This window comes from Halalkalicoccus jeotgali B3, from assembly GCF_000196895.1.
Lineage (GTDB): Archaea > Halobacteriota > Halobacteria > Halobacteriales > Halalkalicoccaceae > Halalkalicoccus > Halalkalicoccus jeotgali.
Window position 1 is genome coordinate 1,945,189 of sequence record NC_014297.1, and the last position, 18,133, is coordinate 1,963,321.

Sequence of the window (18,133 nt, forward strand, 5' to 3'; positions counted from 1 at the left end):
GCGGAATACCGGTCCGATGGGTGTCCCCACCCCTTGTTATCCCTCGCTTACGGCACCAGCGCGGGAAAAACGCCGGACGGCGAGCGTCAGACGTTATTTTTGATTATAGAAATATTAGATATATAGTGAATAGTGTTCCCTAGTAGATACGAATGATTACAGACATACTATTGTTCTTGACACGGCCGTCATCGGGTGAAAGCCGACGGGAACGGGCGGTTCACCGTTCTCGCCTCCCTCCGACTCGCCGCCTATTGTTTATTCATCGACATCACTGTCGAGGCGAAATCGCCACGAAAGGTCGTATTTTCAACCAGTTCCGAGGAGTACGTCGAGGATACGTCGCCAGTCCTCGCGGGCGTTGGCGAGCGAGAACTCGGTGCGGACCGCCGTTGCACGCTCGCCGAGGCGGTCGGTTCGACGAGGATCCGCGCGCAGGTCCCGCAGCGTCGCGGCGACGGTCTCGGGGTCGCGTTCGGCGAGCAACACCGCGTTGTGGTCGTCCTCGACGACGTCGGGGATCGAGCCGACCGGCGGGGCGACGCAGGCGAGCCCCGTCGACATCGCCTCGATCAGCGTCAACGGCAGCGCGTCCCGGCGCGACGTCGAGACGAACACCCGCGAGCGATGGTAGTACTCCACCGGGGAGTCGACCCAGCCGGGCAGGTCGATCGACTCGGTGAGGCCGTCGGCCTCGATGCACTCGCGCAGTTCGTCTTCGAGGCGTCCGGACCCCAGCATGGCCGCACGGAACTCCTCGCCGGCCCGATCCAGCGCCGCGAGCGCCTCGACGAACAACAGCGGGTCCTTCTCGGGGCTGAATCGTCCGACCCAGATGTAGTCGTAGACCGACTCGTCGTCGGCCGGCGCGTACGTCTCGACGTCGACGGCGTTGGTCAACACGAAGACGCGCTCGCGGGCGTGCCCGAGCCCGAGGAGCTTTCCGACGTGGGTCGGCCCCGGTACCGAAAGCGTATCGAAGCGGTGAAACAGCCACCGGGGGAGCACCCCATACCACGCGTCGGCGTGGTGGTCGAGGTCGATCCCGATGATCCCGAGGTGGGCGGGATACCCATAGAGGGCCTTCAGCGCCAGCGCGAGACATCCGTACGGGAACAGCGAGACGGAGACGACGGCGTCGTACTCGCCGCGATGGCCCTCGTAGAGCGCCCGCAACGACAGCGCGAACAGGCCAAGCAGGTGGTGGCCGACCGTCGGGACGACGACGGTCCTCGCGTTTTCGACGTCGGCGTCGGCGTTCAGACACACGAGCGTCGTCTCGCCGGCGACGTCGGCTAACGGTCCGTAGTGGCGCTCGAACCGGCCTGCGTCCGAGTGGTTGGCGAGGACGAGCACCGAGTTATCAGCGGTCATGGCAATCGAGTCGGCGGGCGGAGAGAGCCGATCACGACCGTTGCTGGCGACGGGATCGCCATTGTTATGCCCGGATTATCGGAGTAGGGACACGGTACCACGAAACACGGATGTCGCCGGGTCGCCGGGACCGACGACCGACCGGCGAACGGATAGGTCATCCCTCGCCCTCGCCGCCTGCGATCGCCGGGGCCGACGGAGGAAGGGTGCACCATCGGTCGAACTGCGATCGGAGCGAAACCGCCGTCTGTGGCCGATAGACGGACTTTCGTCCGGATGCGCGGATCGAACCGATCGCGCAGGTCACTAGTTATCACCGTTTTCGTTCCGTGAAAAACACCGGTCGGATCCACAACGGATGGATATGACAGTCATAGTTTATTGACCCTCACGGAGAGTATACTTGACGAGGGAAGGTCACGACGACACCATCTCAAATGAGCTACGAAACCTCTACTGATAGGGACGACGAACAGACCCAGAACGGCCAGCCGGATCCGCCGGCAATGGTCGAAGGGATCAAACAGCTACCCGGATACGAATCGCTTCAGGCGCATCTCCGCCCGCCGCGGTCGGACCAGCGACCCACGAAGGACGACGTCTTCGACATCCTCCGGAACCGCCGCCGGCGGTACGTCCTCCAGTATCTGGACGACCACGACGGCGTCGTCGAACTGAGCGACCTCGCCGAGGCGCTTGCGAACTGGGAGTGCGACGACGACGACGCCTACATCACACACCGGGATCGAAAGCGCGCGTACGTCTCGTTGTACCAGACGCACCTCCCGAAACTCGACCGCTCGGGGATCGTCGAGTACAACCAACCCCGGGGAACGGTCACGCTCGGCCCGGACTACCGGTACATCAAGGAGTACCTCCATCACTCCCACGGCGGGGCGCTGTTGTGGCATCGACTGTATCTCTTCGGTGGGGTAAGTGGCGTGGGCGTTCTCGGGCTGAACCGACTGTCGGTGTTTCCCTTCGCGGCGGTCCCCGACGTCGTGTGGTTCCTGCTGGTGTTGGCCGTCTTCGGGACGATACTGGCGGCCCACTCGCTGGTTGCGCGCTCGAACGGGACCCCGGATTCGGGCCTTCTCGACTGATCGGGTCGGGGGTTCGGGGTGTCCTCCACGAGCCGGGTCGCCCGTCGGTCGATCGTCTCTCAGACGTCGAGTCGCCCGGACGCCTCATCGATCCGCTCGGATTCCCACTCGCGGCGGGCCTCGATCTCGCGCCACCCGCGTTTCGTAATCGCATAGAAGTTCGCCCGTCGGTCCTGTTCGCCCTTCTCGATGAGTCCCTTATCCGCGAGGGTGTCGAGGTTGGGATACAGCCGGCTGTGGTGAATCTCCTGTTCGTAGTACTCCTCGAGGTCCCGTTTGATCCCGAGCCCGTTGGGACTATCGTAACCGGCGACGACGTACAGCAGGTCCCGCTGGAATCCCGTCAGATCGTGCATGTGAGCGCTTTCACACGCCACTCACAGTAGTATGTGGACGTTAGTGCGGACTCGCGTCCCTACCCCGATGCCGGGGGCGTTACCGGGACCGTAAGCCGACGCTACGGGGTCAGTAGTAGTACAGCTCGAACTCGTTGCCACAGCCCCGACAGTCGACGTCGGTCCCCCGCAGTCGATTCGTCCGCTCGGTCGCCGTGTGTGACGTCTCACAGTCGACGACGGCCTGTGTCGTACAGTACGGACAGTAGATGGGGAGTTCGGTCGATCGCATATCCCACAGCTAAGGGCGGTATAGCGGATAGTTATTTGCGAGCTGTACCGACAGCTCTCGCCTTCCGGTCGCGTCGGTCCGGGTCGCACTACCCGACCAACGAGCGGTATTCTGCAAGCACCTTGTCGTGGAGGATCGAGTACGCGATCACGAGCAAGAGCAGTCCCACGAGCCCCATCCAGCCGCCCAGGAGGCTCTCGCCCGCGGTGGCGTTCAGGTAGCCGTTGTACTCGGCGAGCGTGCTTGCGGCGGTGAGGACGATCGTCAGACAGCCGTATCCGACGAGGAGGGCGCCGTGAACGATCGGTTCGAGCAGTTCCTCGTGCATGCTCGCAGCAGAATCCCTCCACCGATAGCCGTTTCGTTTCGTCGTTGCTGGCACCCGCCGGGACCGACAGGTCCCGGGTGAGATGCGACGCAGAAAGTGAGACGGGTGCTCAAGTCCGTCCCGAAGTTCATCCACGTAGGAGGATGCTGGTACACCAGCGTCAGAGGCACCTCCTACGTTCCCCACTGTAACGGCGACACATATAGTCTTTGTGACTGCTTGCACGACACGAAGACAGTGATACATCACGATCCGACCGTCCGGATCGTTCGGCCTCGGTGTCCGACCGATCAGGCGGCGAGTTCGGCCGGGAGGTACTGCGATTCCCACTCGCGACGCGCGTCGATCTCGCGTCGTCCGCGGTCGGTGAGCGCGTAGACGTTCGTTCGCTTGTCCGCGTGCCCCTTCTCGACGAGGCCCTTCTCGACGAGCGTATCCAGGTTGGGGTACAGCCGGCCGTGGTGGACCTCCGTGTCGTAGTACTTCTCCAGTTCGGACTTGAGCGCGAGCCCGTGTGGATCGTCGAGCCCTGCGATGATGTAGAGGAGGTCGCGCTGGAAGCCGGTCAGGTCGTACATGGCATTACCTCTACGGCCGCAACCGTTATCAATCTCTCTTCTTACGAATACATCAGGTTCGAAATCCCGTGACTGCAGACGGTCGACTATGGGGACTCGGCCGCGAAACCGTCGACGGGGCCACGTTGCCCCAGTGTGGGACTGATGCCCGGATCGACGTGGCCCGGACCAGCCCGCCCAATTACGTTGCCCGAGGATTCATGCTGGTCCATGATAGCATACAACTTGGAAGGTCATCAACGTATCGGTTTCGGCGACTCCGTTCGAGACGATCACTCTCCATCCGTGTCGAGATGGCGCGATTCCCACTCGCGGCGGGCCTCGATTTCGTCGCGGCCGCGATCGGTGAGCGTGTAGTGGTCCGTTCCGTCCCGTCGCATCGACTCAACGAGGTCCGTCTCGACGAGCGTATCCAGGTTGGAGGTCAGTCGATCGTGGCGGATCTCCGCGCCGTAGTACTCCGCTATCGCCCGGTCGAGGTCGGGTCGGGGCGTTCGCTCGCGTCCGGCGATCAGATACAGGAGGTCCCGCTGGAGTCCCGTCGAGACGTTCATACCGTCCTCGTCGGGGCGATCGCACCTTACTACGCGGGCGATAAGTCCTCTTGGGAACTGCCTATCGTCCGCGATGTGTCCTCTCTTCCCGCGTTCGGGAGTCGAGTCGGGCTTCTCGATATCGAGACGCGCTTCAGGCGGCTCCGTTCGCACTCGACTGGTTTTGGACCATGTAGAGGTCGAACTCCCCGTTGGACTGGACGTTGTGGACCCCCTCCTGGGCCTCGATGGCGACCAAGTCCTCCTCGGCGTACCGGAGCTCGCGGTACGCCTCGACCTCGCGCTGCTCGTCGATTTCGGTGACGATGACGTACCGATCGCCCTCGAAGTACGACGGCAGGCCGTCGTGCATGCGCTCGGCGGGAACCTGCTCGCTGTGTTCGCTGGTTCGACCGCCGCCTTCGATGGCGTCGACGTAGCGGTAGGGTCCCTGCCGGACCCCCGCAAAACGAGTGTCTCCCTCCTGATTCTCGAACGCCAGCGCGTGACCGTGCATCTGCTGGTGGGTGACGTGGGGCGATTGCTGGTAGACGTACGGGGAGGGAAACGCGGCCGCGAGTGCGAGGACGAGCAGGAGGACGAACACGCCGACCACGACCGGGTTTACCGAGCGCTCGGAGAAACGCTCGGCGAGCCCGCGCGTCAGAAGCGTGATCGCGACCGCCCCGAGGACCGTCACGAACAGCATCATCAGTCCGAACACCCGGAAGTACATCTCCGAGAGCGTCCCGATATAGTAGAAAACGAACACCGGAAAGAGCGCCCCGAGACCCGCCGAGAGGTATTGGATCTGCGTCGATGTGAACCCGGTGCGCCGACCCCACGAACTGAACGTCGCGAGGAAGACGCCCAGACTGAGAAAACAGAAGACCAGACTCACGAAAAAGAGTTTGAAGAAGACGAGGCCGATGCTCCCGCCGATGGCGAGCAGCGAGGACCCCTGGGAGGCGATCGACGCGCCGGCCTGTTGGGTTCCCTCCCCGAGCACGAACGCGATCGCCGAGGTGATCGCCTGCGTGGCGATCCCGGAAAAGAGGTCGTGGTTGGCCGACCAGAGGACGAACACGCCGAGCAAGAACACCGTGTGGCTGTAGACCGTCGGGTAGGTGTGCAGCGGCCGGTCGGAGGTGACGACCCGATAGAGAAACTGGAAGCTACAGATCCCAACGAGCGCGACCAGCAGGTGGATTGCCAGTTGCGGGTGAAACACGACGGTCACCGCCGCGACAAGCGCCAGCAGGATCGACAGCGGGCGAAGCGCCGGGCTGTCCCGCGGCGTCGCGAGAAACCGCACGAGCAAGAAGACTAGCAGTGTCGAAAAGAGGATCGCCTGTGACATGGTGTGTGCGTTCATATGGGTGCTCATCTGGGTGATCGGCAACAACAACAGCGCCGAGAACGCACCCACCGCGAGCGCCGGGCGTCCCGGAACGATCGCGCGCACGCACAGCGGAACGAACACGAAAAACACCGCGAGCATACAGACGACCATCAGCAACATCGCCGTCGACGTCTCGAACCCCGTGACCGTGGCGATGAACAGCGAGACGAGGTGGATCCCAGGATACATCAGCCCGGTCGGTTCGAGCGCGCCACTCGCGATGTCGTTGGCCCATCCGAGATGTGTTAGCGAGTCGTACAGTCCGTAGAAGAGATACCCCCGAATCACCGGCAGCGAAACGAAGACGACACCACTCAGTAAAGCGAGGGCGATCGCGAGCGAGCGAAGCCACGCCGCGCGAGCGAACAGCGCCACCGCCAGCGCGAGCATCAACGCGAGGCCCAGCCCGACCCAGACGCCGGTCGGGGTCGCCGCGTAGATCGACACCTCGTGGCCGGTCGCCGGGTTCCGACGCGCGAGGACGACCGCGACGGCCAGCGCGGCGTACCCGACCGCGAGCGTTATCTCGGTCTTTCGCTCCCGATCGCTCCGGGGGTCGGTCAGCGCCACGCGTCCCTCCGCTCTCTCCGAGGCCATCGTCGGGAAGTCGCCGAGAACCGGCCTTGTTATCCGTCGCTTATCGCGACTCGGGCCCGATACGGCGGATCGAATCCGGATCAGTCGAGCCCGTGAAGACACGCAAGCACCAGAAACAGCGCGGTCGCCGAGAGCGCCAGCGTCGCAAGCGGGAGCGAACTCGACGCGCCCACGAGGACGATCGCGCCAAAAACGGCGTAGCCCAGCAGCAGCCGTCGGTAGTACGTCCGCCAGGCACTTCGCGTCGCGTCGGCGACGTCGAGGTACGGCAGGAGTTCGGCCAGACACGCTCCCGGCGTGATCTCCGTTCGCTCCCGGTCGTACTCGATCGCGCCGACCTCGTCGAGCAACGGGAGGTGCGTCTGGTACAGCGAGACGTGAACGCGCCGGCGCTGTTGGCGCTCCAGTTTATCGACCGGGACGTCGTTTTCCGCCGCGGCGATCCGGTCGACGAGGTCCTCCATCGTGAGGGGACGACTGCGCTGAGCCACCAGTCGCAGCGTGGCGCGCCGACGCGGGTTGTAGAGGAGATCGAAGACCTCCTCTTTTTCCAGCCGGCGTTCGGAGCGGACGAACGCCGACAACCGTTCTCCGGCCCGGACGGGGAGTTCGTGTGTCTCGATCGATCGGTCCCGTGTGAGTGATTCGACTGACATCTCGTCGGACACGACAGCTCGTCTACCGCTTGTTATGTTGGCTGTACGACCAGTAGTGGAGAACTACCAGTCGGATAGGGTCGTGCTACCGGAACTGCTTGTAGATCCCGGCCATCATCCGCATCGGGCGACTCCCGCGTTCGGTGCTGTAGTAGGTACAGAGCCGCGGATTGAACTTCGCCTTGTACCCGTTCAGACGCGCCGTGTCGGCCCCGACGAGGTCGTACTCCCGGCGGCCGTCGGCGATCGCGTCGCGCATGATCCGCCAGTCGATCAGGTCGTTGACCGGCAGGTCGCCGGTCGATTTCGCGCCGCCCTGCCAGCGGTACACCCGCCGATCGTCCGCGAGTGCGATCATCCCGCCGACGAACTCGCCGCCGACCCGACAGACGTAGGGTTTGACGTGGTCGGTCCCGAGGCGCTCGTGGAGGTCGGTCACGACCGACGCTTCGAGGAGGTAGGACTCGTCTTGCTCGTCGTAGCGCCGATCGAGCTGGTCGACGATCCGCTCGATTTCCGTGCGCCCGCCGACCTCGATGTCGTAGGCGGCCTCGTCTGCGTTGCGGACGTTGCTCCGCGCGTCGCTGCTAAAGCGCATCAGCAGTTCCTCCTCGTCGTCGCCCAGTTCGACCGCGTAGGTGTGTTGGGGGGTGACGTCGAACCCGTTCCAGGCGAGTGGGCGTACGTCCGCGTAGTCACAGGCGGTCCGGACGTGGGTGTATCGAGGGGCGTAGCGGTCTTCGATCCACGAGAGACAGCCCTCGACGAAGCGATGGTGGCGTTTCTCGGCCTTGCGCTGTTTCAGGTTTCCGTTCGAGAGGAGCACCGGGCCGAGATACGGCACGAGGTAGCCCGGCGGCGGCGAGAACGCCGTCGTGATGCGGGCCTTCGACAGTACCGTCACCGGGAAGATCCCGACGGGTTCGTGGCCCTTGTAGCCGGCGAGCAGGTGCGCCCGGCCGCCGGCGTGATCGGCCAGCACCGAGAGACACTCCGCGCGGTGAAAGACCGTCCCCTGTGGCGAGCGCTCGACGTAGCCGTTCCACTCCGCCGGGTCAGCGACCTCCCGGATTTCGATGCTCATCCGATCACCCCCGAAACGGGGTTCTGCGGGTCGTTCCCGTCGCTGTCCGACCAATATTCCGACGTATCGTCCCCGCGCGGCCAGAGGTGCCGCCTGCGAGGCGTGGTGCATCCGACACTGAGTGTACTCATACGCTGTAATCAGAGCTCTGAACGGGTTCGGCACGGATCGACCATTGTTATAGGCGGGATTCCCGAACCGACGTCCACGACCGCAAAGGCGAACCGAGTAAACGGGCGGTTTATCGGGAGCCGGTCGCGCCCGATCCGGCCAGCCGGATGTTCACTCGAGTTGCCACGTCGAGTGCGTGAAACCGTCGGTTAGGCCGGTCAAACGGATCGGGTACGACCCTAGTTACCTCATTACTTCCCGGCAGGCCGATCATAGTCGTGTGTCGACGTGACATACCATCAACGGGACGGGGCGTCCGGACGCCCCGCCGACAGGGTAACGACCATGATCCGAAACGACGCCACAGACGACCCGGACGAATCGACGACGTACGCCGTGATCTCGACGGACTGCTCAGCGCTGCTCGATACGCTCGGCAACCCATCTGCACGCACGATCCTCACCGAAGCCAGCGACGAGCCGGTGGCCATCGAGGACCTCCTCGAGGTCTGTGAGGTCTCCCGAACGACGATCTACCGCCGGGTCAACGACCTCGTCGACCTCGGATTGCTCGAGGAGTCGGTGACGCTCGCGGAGGGAAACCAACAGCGACGGCGGTTCCGAACGACGGGCGGCGACATCGCGCTTCAGATCGGTCCCAACGGGTTCGAGGCCCGGATCCGCTCGGAGGATTCGGGGACGACCACCGACGACCTGCTGCTCGATGACGCCTCGCTCGAACGGTTCCGTATCGCACTCAGCGGCAAGGACCTACGATTCCGCATCGAAACCAACGGCGAGGAGACGACGGACGGGATCGACCCCGTACCGTGAGCGCTACCGGCCCGCAGCGGCGGTGACGTCGTACTCCGACCGTCAGTTCGTTTGTCGTTCCAACGGGGAGACACGATCGTAGCGAACGGCCGGAAGGTATCGGTCGACCCACTGGAAGTAGGTGGCGGTTATCACGCACCGAGGGACGGTACGGCTCGCTTACAGTCGTTTCCCTGTATGGAGACGTCCCACTATCCTCAAAAAAAGTGTTGATCTATAATACAGCGTACGCCGTCTAGAAACGGTTCCGTAGGCGATCTCGATATAGATATCGGATTAGTTATTATATGCTATTTTTTGTATTTGCGTGGTAGTCCTCGCCTTCGGAAAACCGTTTATCGGTCGAACGACATTTATATCTTATCATATGTGTTGTGTGTCTACCAGTACCGGACCCGTCACTACCGTGTCGTGTCGAACAGGAGTTACGACAGATCGACAGACCAAGGAGACGAGCACCGTGGGCGGGATTCCGACGAGTGCCAGCACAAGTCTACAGCTCCGAGGTCCACGGCAATCCGAACACGCCGATATTGGAGGCGTACACGGACGACCCGGTGACGCTGCGTGTGAGCCAGCCCGCCGACCGGGCCAACGGGATCGGCGACTACGTCTCCCAGGAGCGAAAGACCAACTACTACCTCGAAGGCGGCCTCTGGGGTATCATGCGCGTTCGGGACGCACTAGAGGGATTCGACGGGCGGGTCCGCCCGCTCCCCGACCGCAGGGACGAGGACGAGTTCGAAGGGGAACGGGACGAAACGGCAAAAAACGACGGGAGAAACGAGCGATTCGACCGACTCGAATCGCTCGAACGATAACCCGCGGGCCCTCGGACGGTCGACGACCCGCAGCACGCTTCGACGACCACACCGGTCACGGCCTCGGTGTTCGCCGTCCGGGACTGCGATACGTGAGACGATCTCGCGTGGGTGCCGACCACGGTATAGGTATAACTGGATCGACCGCGACAGTACAACGGCTATGATCCGGACGTTCGAATCGCCGGCGGCATATGTACAGGGGCGTAACGCGACCGACCAGCTCGGCGAACGGGTAGCGGCGCTCGCGGAGTCCGCACTAGTGATCGGCGATAGCGACGTCCTCGAGATCGTCGGGGACGACGCCGAAGCGAGCCTCGAAGGAAACGGCGTCGAGACGGCGATAGAGGAGTTCGGCCGGGAGAGCTCCGAGGTCGAGATCGACCGCATCACGGAGATGGCCGAGGATCTCGGTGCGGAGGCGATCATCGGCGCTGGCGGCGGGAAGGCCCTCGACACCGCAAAAGCCGTCCGGGAGAACGCGGGCGGGGCGATGATCTCGATGCCGACGATCGCCTCGACCGACGCGCCGACGTCGAGCCTGTCGGTGATCTACAGCGAAGACGGGGAGTTCGAACGCTACTGGTTCTACGACGATCACCCGGATCTCGTGCTCGCCGATACGTCGGTGATCGTCGGTGCCCCCGCCCGGTTCTTCCGGTCCGGGATCTCCGACGCGATGGCGACGTGGTTCGAAGCCGACGCCGTCCACAGAGCCAACGGGGAGAACTTCTTCGGTGACGGACCGACACACGCCGCCCATCGGCTCTCGAAGCTCTGTTATGAGCTACTGCGCGATCACGGCGCGTCGGCGGTCGAGGCGGTCGAGGCGGGGATCGTCACCGAAAGCGTCGAGGCCGTCACCGAGGCGAACACCCTTCTCAGTGGACTGGGCTTCGAAAACGGCGGGATCGCGGCGGCCCACTCCGTTCACAACGGTCTCACGCAACTGGAGGCGACCCATCACGCGACCCACGGTGAGAAGGTGAACTTCGGGATCATCACCCAGCTGGTGCTCGAAGGGCGTGACGATGCCTTCATCGACGACGTGATCGATTTCTCGGTCGAACTCGACCTTCCCGTCACCCTCGAAGAACTCGGCGTCGAGGAGCAATCGACGGGCGATCTCGACCGGGTTGCAGAGGCGGCGCTCGCCGACGAGGAGACGATTCACAACGCGTTCGACGTTACCGCGGATGACGTCCGCGACGCGATGGTCGCTGCGGACGACCTCGGTGGAAAACGGGTGTGATTACAGCCGGTCGATCACCGCGCTCGTGACGTCCTCGGTGCTCGCTTCGCCACCGAGGTCCGCTGTTCGCGGTCCGTCTTCGAGGACGCTCGTCACGGCCTCGTCGACTCGCGCGCTCTCTTCGGTGTACCCGAGATGGTCGAGCAACATCGCCGCCGAGAGGATCGCCGCCGTCGGGTTGGCGACCCCTTCGCCCGCGATGTCGGGAGCGGTCCCGTGGACCGGCTCGAACAGCGCGTTTTCCGTCCCGATGTTCGCGCTCGGCAGCAAGCCGAGCCCGCCGACAAGTCCGGCAGCGAGATCCGAAAGCACGTCGCCAGCGAGGTTCGGACAGACGACGACGTCGAACTTCTCGGGGTCGAGACAGACGTGGGTCGCAAAGGCGTCCATCAACACCTCGTCGGCCTCGACGCCGCGCTCGTCGGCGACCCCCAGTACGGTCTCGCGAAACCGGCCGTCGGTCTCGCGCATGACGTTGGCCTTGTGGGCGACGGTGAACTCGTCGTACTCGTCACCCTCGACGAACTCGCAGGCGAACTCCGCGAGCCGTTCGGACGCGGAACTCGTCACCACGCGGGTGAGCGTCGAGAGGTCGTCGCTCAATCTGCTCTCGTGGCCCGCGTAGACGCCCTCGGTGTTCTCCCGAAGGAAGACGATATCCGTCTCGGGGCGAAGCGCGTCGACACCGGGGTACGCGCGGGCGGGCCGGACGTTGACGAACGACCCGACCGCCTCGCGAAGCGGGATGATCACGTCCGCGGCGGTCTCGCCCGCCGCGCCGAAGAGGGTGGCGTCGGCCGAAGCCGCGAGCTCGTAGGTTGCCTCGGGCAGGGCCTCGCCGGTTTCGTCCTTCACGGCATCGCCCGCCTCGGCCTGGACGAACTCGAACTCGCCGACGGCTTCGAGCACCTCGACTGCGGCCGGCGTCACTTCCGTTCCGATGCCGTCGCCGGGAATGACGGCGATCTCCTCAGTCATCGCTTTGCATGTACGGCAGGGAGTCGGCCGTTTCGCGCACCGCGTTCGCGTTCGCCTTCATCAGCGCCGTGGTGTCCCAGACGCCCTCGACAAGCGCTTTGTGCTGGGCGGCGGCGACGTCGCCGTTGATGGCTGTCTCCTCGTCGCCGCTCCCGTACGTGACGAGTTCGCGATCGACGTCGACGCTGATCTCGGTATCGGGGTTCTCCTCGACGTACGCCTGCAACGCGCCGATCTCCTCGGTGCTCGCGGTAACGGTCGGAATGCCGAGCGCGAGGCAGTTGCCCGCGAAGATCTCCGCGAAGGACTCGCCGACGATGGCGTCGATCCCCCAGCGCTGGAGCGCCTGTGGGGCGTGCTCGCGCGAGGAGCCACAGCCGAAGTTCGAGTTCACGACGAGGACGTTTGCCCCCTGATACTGCCCTTCGTTGAAGGGGTGCTCCTTTTCGTTGTCCTCGCTATCGAAGCGCTGATCGAAGAAGGCGAACTCGCCCAGCCCGTCGAAGGTGACGACCTTCATGAAGCGCGCCGGGATGATCTGGTCGGTGTCGATGTCGTTGCCGCGAACGGGAATACCCGTCCCCGAGACGCTGTCGACGATCTCGGCGGGGCCGTCGTCGGCGCGGCTCACGGCGTCGCCGCTCGCGTCTTCCGAGGACTCCCTTCGGTCGTCCTCGCGGCTCATACGCGAGCCACCTCCTCCAGTTCCCGCACGTCCGTTACCTCGCCGGTGACGGCCGCCGCGGCGACCATCCGGGGGTTCATCAACACCGTGCGGCCGTCCTTGCTCCCTTGGCGGCCGACGAAGTTGCGGTTCGACGAGGACGCACACGCCTGATCGCCCTCCAACTGGTCCTCGTTCATGCCCAGACACATCGAACAGCCGGCGTTTCGCCACTCGAAGCCGGCGGCCTCGAAGACGTCCTTCAACCCCTCCTCCTCGGCGGTACGCTGGACGCGCTGGCTGCCGGGGACGACGAGCGCGCGGACGTCCGCGGGGACCTCGCGGCCCTCGACGAGTTCGGCCGCGCGGCGCAGGTCGGGCAGTCGGGCGTTCGTACACGAGCCCAAAAAGGCGACGTCGATGGGATATCCCTCCATCGTGTCGCCGGGCTCGACGCGCATGTGTTCCTGTGCCCGTCGTGCGGTGTCCTGCTTGTCTTCGGGAAGGTCGTCGGGGTGCGGGATTGGCTGGGTAATGCCAACGCCCTGTCCCGGCGTCGTTCCCCACGTGACGACCGGCTCCAACGAGGAGCCGTCGATGGTGACGACGTCGTCGTATTCGGCGTCCGGGTCCGACCGAACGGATTCCCAGTACGGTTTGAGCCGCTCGAACTTCTCGGGGTCGTTCTCGAAGGCGTCGGTCTCGGCGAGCCACTCGTAGGTGGTCTCGTCGGGGTTGACGTAGCCCGCACGCGCCCCGCCCTCGATCGACATGTTACAGATCGACATGCGACCCTCCATCCCCAGCGACTCGATGGCCTCGCCGGCGTACTCGTAGACGTAGCCGACGCCGCCCTCGGTCCCTAGTCTCCTGATTATCTCTAAGATTATGTCCTTGGCCTCGACGCCGTCGCCGAGTTCGCCGGTGACCTCGATCTTGCGCACCTTCTGTTTCTCCATTGCGACGGTGCCGGTCGCGAGCACGTCCCGGATCTGGGAGGTCCCGATGCCGAAGGCGAGCGCGCCGAAGGCTCCGTGCGTCGAGGTGTGTGAATCGCCACAGACGATCGTCATCCCCGGTTGGGTGATCCCCTGCTCGGGGCCGATGACGTGGACGATCCCCTGGTCGCCGGTATCGGGGTGGTCGAACTCGATGCCCGCCTCGCGGACGTTCTCCTCGAGTTCGCGCATCATCTCTTCTGCGGCGTCATCGCCGTAGGGCCGCGACTGGTCGGCGGTGGGAACGATGTGATCCACGGTCGCGTGCGTGCGCTCGGGGTACGCGACTTCGAGGTCGCGCTCGCGCAACATCCCGAAGGCCTGCGGGCTGGTTACCTCGTGGATGAGGTGCAGGCCCACGAACAGCTGGGTCTGGCCCGTGGGCAGTTCCGTGACAGCGTGGTTGTCCCAGACCTTGTCGTAGAGGGTTCCCTGACTCATTCTTCCTCTACTACGTCCCCGTCGTACTCCTCGCCGCGTTCGAAGACGCGTTTCGCGCCCTCGTCGTCGTGCGGCGGGGTGTGATCGACGTCCTTCATCCGGTCTTTACCCTCGGCATCCCTCCTCCCCCCGTCAGCCACCACGACCGGCCCGCGAGCGAACAGCGCGCCCGCGCTCGTGTCGTCGTAGGGGTGGGTGTGGTCGATGTCTTTCATCCACTGTGCGTTGGTGTCGGTGTCGTCAGTCATCCGCGGTCACTTTCTCCTGTTCGTCCTCGGTTTCCTCGTCGGCCCACGCGAACAGCGCTCGCAATTCCGCGCCGACCGCCTCGATCTCGTGGTTCTTCTCGGCCTGGCGAAGCTGGGTGTAGCTCGGCCGGCCGGCCTGGTTCTCCGCGATCCACTCGCGGGCGAACGTGCCGTCCTGAACGGCTTCGAGTACCTCCTCCATGTTCTCGCGGGCGTGCTCGTCGATGACCACGTCACCCTGCGTCAGGCCGCCGTACTCCGCCGTATCGGAGACGGAGTCCCACATCCCGCCGAGCCCGTCCTCGTACATCAGGTCGACGATCAGCTTCATCTCGTTGAGACACTCGAAGTAGGCCATCTGCGGGCTGTAGCCCGCGTCCACCAGCGTCTCGTAGCCCTGCTTGATCAGGCTCGCGATCCCGCCACAGAGTACCGCCTGCTCGCCGAAGAGGTCCGTCTCGGTTTCCTCCCTGAAGGTGGTCTCGACGACGCCCGCGCGGGTACAGCCGATCGCCTGGCCGTACGCGAGGGCCTCCTCTTTTGCCTCGCCGGTCGCGTCCTGGTAGATCGCGAGCAGGGCGGGCGTGCCCTGGTCGTTCTCGTAGTTCCTCCTGAGGAGATGCCCGGGCGTCTTGGGCGCGATCATCGTCACGTCGACGTCTTCTGGAGGATTAATCTGGTTGTAGTGGATGTTGAATCCGTGGGCGAACTGCAGGGTGTTGCCGGGTTCGAGTTCCTCCTCGATCTGCTCGTAGACCGTCGGCTGGATCGTATCGGGCACCAGCACGCTCACGATGTCGGCCCCGGCGGCGACTTCTTTGGGGGTTCCGACCTCCAGTCCGTCCTCGCGGGCGGCCTCCCGGGAGGCCGACCCCTCCTTCAGCCCGACCCGGACGTCGATCCCGCTGTCGGCGAGGTTCTGTGCGTGAGCGTGGCCCTGGCTGCCGTAGCCGAGTACCGCGACGGTCTTGTCCTCGATCTGGCTGCGCTGTGCGTCCTCGTCGTAGTAGATTGTGGCTTCCTCAGTCATTGTTTGTCGTTGTCTGCCAGCTTTCGTGCATTCGTTCGTACCGTTCCTCCTCGACGTCCGTCGTCCAGACGTCGCCCCGGGCGATCGCGGTCTGGCCCGTCCGGGCCAGCTCGCGGATCCCGAACTGCTGGAAGGCGTCGATTGCGTCGTCGATCTTGTTCTCGTCGCCGGTGATCTCGATCGAGATCGTTTTGGGTCCGGCGTCGAGCACGGTCCCGTCGTACATCTCCGTCACCGCCTGGACTTTATCGGGCTCGTCGCCGTGGACCTTCACGATCACCAGCTCGCGCTGGATCGCGTTCTCGCCGAGCTCCTGGACCGAGATCACGGGCAACAGCTTTTCGAGCTGTTTTTCGACCTGCCGGATCCCCGGTTCGGGCTCCTCGATAACGAGCGTGATCCGGGAGGTTTCGGGGTTGGTCGTCGTTCCCACCGTGAGACTCTCGATGTTGAACTGCCGGCGCGAAACCAGCCCCGAGGCTTTTGCGAGCACGCCGGGTTCGTTCTCGACCAGCGCCGAGATGACCGTTCGTCTCGGAACGGGTTCGGCCTCGACCTCCGGGTCGATCCGGATCCCCTGGCTGTTGCGCCGTCCCGACGGCCGGGGTCGGTCCTCGGGAGCGGGCCCCTGCAACCGGTTGACCTGTTGTGGCCCTTGCTCGCTCATAGCTGATCCTCCGAGAGGGCGAACTGCCCGTTGTCCCCGCCGCTCGGAACCATCGGGTAGACGTTCGCGCCGGGGTCAATGTGGAAGTCGATCACTGACGGGCCGTCGTACGCCAGCGCGGCCTCGACGGTGTCTGCGACCTCGTCGTACTCGTGGACCGCAAAGCCCTGCGCGCCGAAGGCCTCGGCGAGCTTATCGAACGCGGGCACCCACGGGTACTGCGAGGCCGAGTGGCGCCCCTCGAAGAAGGCGTCCTGCCACTGACGGACCATCCCGACCGCGGCGTTGTTCAACACCGCGACGGTGATGTCGAGGTTCTCCCGCACCGCGACGGCGAGTTCCTGACACGTCATCAAAAAGGAGCCGTCGCCCTCGAAACAGACGACCTGCTTGTCGGGTTCGGCCACCTTCGCGCCGATCGCGGCGGGCAGTCCGTAGCCCATCGTCCCCAGACCGTGCGAAGAGACCCACGTCCGCGGGTGGCGATAGGTCCAGTACTGACACGCCCACATCTGGTGTTGGCCCACGCCGGTCGTCACGATCGCGTCCTCGGGCGTGGCCTCGTCGAGCGCCTCGACGACGAACTCCGGTCGGATCGGCCGGTCCTCGGGTGCGGCGTAGTCCATCGGGTACTCGGCCTTCCACGTTTGACACTGCTCTTGCCACTCGGGGATGTCGGGTGTGCGATCCATCTCGCTGTCGAGCTGTTCGAGCACGGTCCCGGCGTCCCCGATCAGCGCGACGTCGGCCTCGATGTTCTTCGAGACCTCCGCGGGGTCGATGTCGGCGTGGAGGATCTCGGCGTCGGGTGCGAACGTCTCGACGCCACCCGTGAGGCGGTCGTCGAACCGACAGCCGACCGCGAGCATCACGTCACAGTGTGTGATCGCCATGTTCGCATAGCCGGTGCCGTGCATTCCGGCCATCTCCATCGCCAGTTCGTGGTCCTCGGGGAACGCACCCAGCGCGGGCATCGTCGTCACGACCGGGATGCCGTACTCGGTGGCAAAATCCCTGAGAGCGTCGCTCGCGTCGCCCTTGATCACGCCGCCACCCGCCAGGATGACGGGCTTTTCGGCGCGTTCGAGGGTTCGAGCTGCCCGCTCGACGGCCGCCTCGTCGGCTTCCGTCTGCGGGTCGTACGTGCTCGGCGTCCGGGGTGCGCCCGGTTGCCGCTCCGTCTGGCCGTTGGTCACGTCCTTCGGCAGGTCGACGACCGTGGGACCGGGTCGGCCGGTACCGGAGACCGCAAACGCCTCGCCGACGGTGTCGCCGACGCTGTCCGAATCGGTCGCGAAGTAGTTCGTCTTCGTGATGGGGGCGGTCAGACCAGTCGTGTCCGTCTCCTGGAAGGCGTCGTTGCCGACGAACGCGGTCGGGACCTGTCCCGTAAGCGCGATCACCGGGTCCGAGTCCATCGAGGCGTCGGCGAGTCCGGTCACGAGGTTGGTCGCGCCCGGGCCCGAGGTCGCGAGACACACGCCCGGATCGCCCGAAACGATCCCGTAGGCGTCGGCGGCGTGGGCCGCACCCTGTTCGTGGGCCATCGTGACGTGGCGGATCGATGAATCATAGAGCGCGTCGTAGACGGGCATGATCGCCCCGCCTTGGACCCCGAAACAGGTCTCGACGCCTGCGCCTTCGAGTGCGCGGATCACCGACGTCGCGCCGGTGGTCACTGGCGTCGATCCGGCCGTTTCGGCCCCGTCGGTCGCCTCTCGATCGAACGTGGCGGGTGGTTGTTCACTCATCGGCTCGATTGGCGCGATACGCGTGGGTGGTTCGTGGGCGATACGGCGGTCGACAG

General features: G+C 64.7%; 20 protein-coding genes. 4 read left to right on the forward strand and 16 right to left on the reverse strand.

The features are described 5' to 3' along the window. Positions 1-309: 309 nt before the first annotated feature. Positions 310-1,374 carry a glycosyltransferase family 4 protein gene (locus tag HACJB3_RS10130; protein WP_008417003.1) on the reverse strand — a complete coding sequence of 355 codons (1,065 nt, stop codon included), beginning with the start codon at positions 1,372-1,374 and terminating at the stop codon, positions 310-312. A gap of 437 nt (positions 1,375-1,811) precedes the next feature. Here HACJB3_RS10130 and HACJB3_RS10135 point away from each other — a divergent pair, with 437 nt between their 5' ends. Then, positions 1,812-2,477 carry a DUF7344 domain-containing protein gene (locus HACJB3_RS10135; protein ID WP_008417002.1) on the forward strand — a complete coding sequence of 222 codons (666 nt, stop codon included), beginning with the start codon at positions 1,812-1,814 and terminating at the stop codon, positions 2,475-2,477. A 59-nt stretch (positions 2,478-2,536) separates the two neighbouring features. On the opposite strand, the gene HACJB3_RS10140 is transcribed toward HACJB3_RS10135, so the two are convergent. The 8 genes from HACJB3_RS10140 to HACJB3_RS10170 form a co-directional block, all read right to left on the reverse strand. Continuing rightward, positions 2,537-2,833, reverse strand: a complete 297-nt coding sequence (locus HACJB3_RS10140) for a PadR family transcriptional regulator (RefSeq protein ID WP_008417001.1) — start codon at positions 2,831-2,833, stop codon at positions 2,537-2,539. Between the two features lie 109 nt (positions 2,834-2,942). After that, positions 2,943-3,104: a hypothetical protein gene (locus tag HACJB3_RS20195; RefSeq protein WP_008417000.1), complete on the reverse strand. Its 162-nt coding sequence runs from the start codon at positions 3,102-3,104 to the stop codon at positions 2,943-2,945. Between the two features lie 88 nt (positions 3,105-3,192). Continuing rightward, positions 3,193-3,432 carry a hypothetical protein gene (locus HACJB3_RS10145; protein ID WP_008416999.1) on the reverse strand — a complete coding sequence of 80 codons (240 nt, stop codon included), beginning with the start codon at positions 3,430-3,432 and terminating at the stop codon, positions 3,193-3,195. Between the two features lie 290 nt (positions 3,433-3,722). Beyond that, positions 3,723-4,010 (reverse strand): PadR family transcriptional regulator, encoded by a 288-nt coding sequence (locus HACJB3_RS10150; RefSeq protein ID WP_008416998.1) that lies wholly within the window; start codon positions 4,008-4,010, stop codon positions 3,723-3,725. Between the two features lie 272 nt (positions 4,011-4,282). After that, entirely contained in the window at positions 4,283-4,564 is a 282-nt protein-coding gene (locus HACJB3_RS10155) for a transcriptional regulator (RefSeq protein WP_008416997.1), read from the reverse strand. A 133-nt stretch (positions 4,565-4,697) separates the two neighbouring features. Then, the gene (locus HACJB3_RS10160) at positions 4,698-6,542 is read right to left on the reverse strand and encodes a hypothetical protein (protein ID WP_008416995.1); all 1,845 of its coding nucleotides are present in this window, start codon (positions 6,540-6,542) and stop codon (positions 4,698-4,700) included. Between the two features lie 80 nt (positions 6,543-6,622). Beyond that, positions 6,623-7,198 (reverse strand): DUF7344 domain-containing protein, encoded by a 576-nt coding sequence (locus HACJB3_RS10165; RefSeq protein ID WP_238532755.1) that lies wholly within the window; start codon positions 7,196-7,198, stop codon positions 6,623-6,625. An 85-nt stretch (positions 7,199-7,283) separates the two neighbouring features. Next, the gene (locus HACJB3_RS10170; protein ID WP_008416993.1) at positions 7,284-8,282 is read right to left on the reverse strand and encodes a lipid II:glycine glycyltransferase FemX; all 999 of its coding nucleotides are present in this window, start codon (positions 8,280-8,282) and stop codon (positions 7,284-7,286) included. A gap of 456 nt (positions 8,283-8,738) precedes the next feature. On the opposite strand from HACJB3_RS10170, the gene HACJB3_RS10175 reads away from it, so the two are divergent. The 3 genes from HACJB3_RS10175 to HACJB3_RS10185 all read left to right on the forward strand — a co-directional run bounded on the left by HACJB3_RS10175 (position 8,739) and on the right by HACJB3_RS10185 (position 11,300). Next, positions 8,739-9,227: a winged helix-turn-helix domain-containing protein gene (locus tag HACJB3_RS10175; protein WP_008416992.1), complete on the forward strand. Its 489-nt coding sequence runs from the start codon at positions 8,739-8,741 to the stop codon at positions 9,225-9,227. A gap of 479 nt (positions 9,228-9,706) precedes the next feature. Beyond that, a complete protein-coding gene (locus HACJB3_RS10180) occupies positions 9,707-10,048 on the forward strand; it encodes a hypothetical protein (protein ID WP_238532756.1) in 342 nt (113 codons plus the stop codon). 163 nt (positions 10,049-10,211) lie between these two features. Continuing rightward, complete coding sequence (locus tag HACJB3_RS10185) at positions 10,212-11,300, forward strand: glycerol dehydrogenase (protein WP_008416990.1); 1,089 nt, start codon at positions 10,212-10,214, stop codon at positions 11,298-11,300. Here HACJB3_RS10185 and HACJB3_RS10190 read toward each other — a convergent pair whose 3' ends face one another. The 7 genes from HACJB3_RS10190 to ilvB are packed head-to-tail and all read right to left on the reverse strand — an operon-like array spanning position 11,301 to position 18,077. Beyond that, positions 11,301-12,278, reverse strand: a complete 978-nt coding sequence (locus HACJB3_RS10190) for an isocitrate/isopropylmalate dehydrogenase family protein (protein WP_008416989.1) — start codon at positions 12,276-12,278, stop codon at positions 11,301-11,303. After that, positions 12,271-12,963, reverse strand: a complete 693-nt coding sequence (gene leuD / locus HACJB3_RS10195; RefSeq protein WP_008416988.1) for a 3-isopropylmalate dehydratase small subunit — start codon at positions 12,961-12,963, stop codon at positions 12,271-12,273. Before leuD ends, HACJB3_RS10190 begins: the two co-directional genes overlap by 8 nt. Continuing rightward, positions 12,960-14,381, reverse strand: coding sequence for a 3-isopropylmalate dehydratase large subunit (gene leuC, locus HACJB3_RS10200; RefSeq protein WP_008416987.1), 1,422 nt, complete (start codon positions 14,379-14,381; stop codon positions 12,960-12,962). Before leuC ends, leuD begins: the two co-directional genes overlap by 4 nt. After that, positions 14,378-14,629 carry a hypothetical protein gene (locus tag HACJB3_RS10205; RefSeq protein WP_008416986.1) on the reverse strand — a complete coding sequence of 84 codons (252 nt, stop codon included), beginning with the start codon at positions 14,627-14,629 and terminating at the stop codon, positions 14,378-14,380. Before HACJB3_RS10205 ends, leuC begins: the two co-directional genes overlap by 4 nt. Continuing rightward, a complete protein-coding gene (gene ilvC / locus HACJB3_RS10210; RefSeq protein ID WP_008416985.1) occupies positions 14,622-15,659 on the reverse strand; it encodes a ketol-acid reductoisomerase in 1,038 nt (345 codons plus the stop codon). Before ilvC ends, HACJB3_RS10205 begins: the two co-directional genes overlap by 8 nt. Next, positions 15,652-16,326, reverse strand: coding sequence for an acetolactate synthase small subunit (gene ilvN, locus HACJB3_RS10215; RefSeq protein ID WP_008416984.1), 675 nt, complete (start codon positions 16,324-16,326; stop codon positions 15,652-15,654). Before ilvN ends, ilvC begins: the two co-directional genes overlap by 8 nt. Beyond that, positions 16,323-18,077: a biosynthetic-type acetolactate synthase large subunit gene (gene ilvB / locus HACJB3_RS10220; RefSeq protein ID WP_008416982.1), complete on the reverse strand. Its 1,755-nt coding sequence runs from the start codon at positions 18,075-18,077 to the stop codon at positions 16,323-16,325. Before ilvB ends, ilvN begins: the two co-directional genes overlap by 4 nt. Positions 18,078-18,133 lie beyond the last annotated feature (56 nt).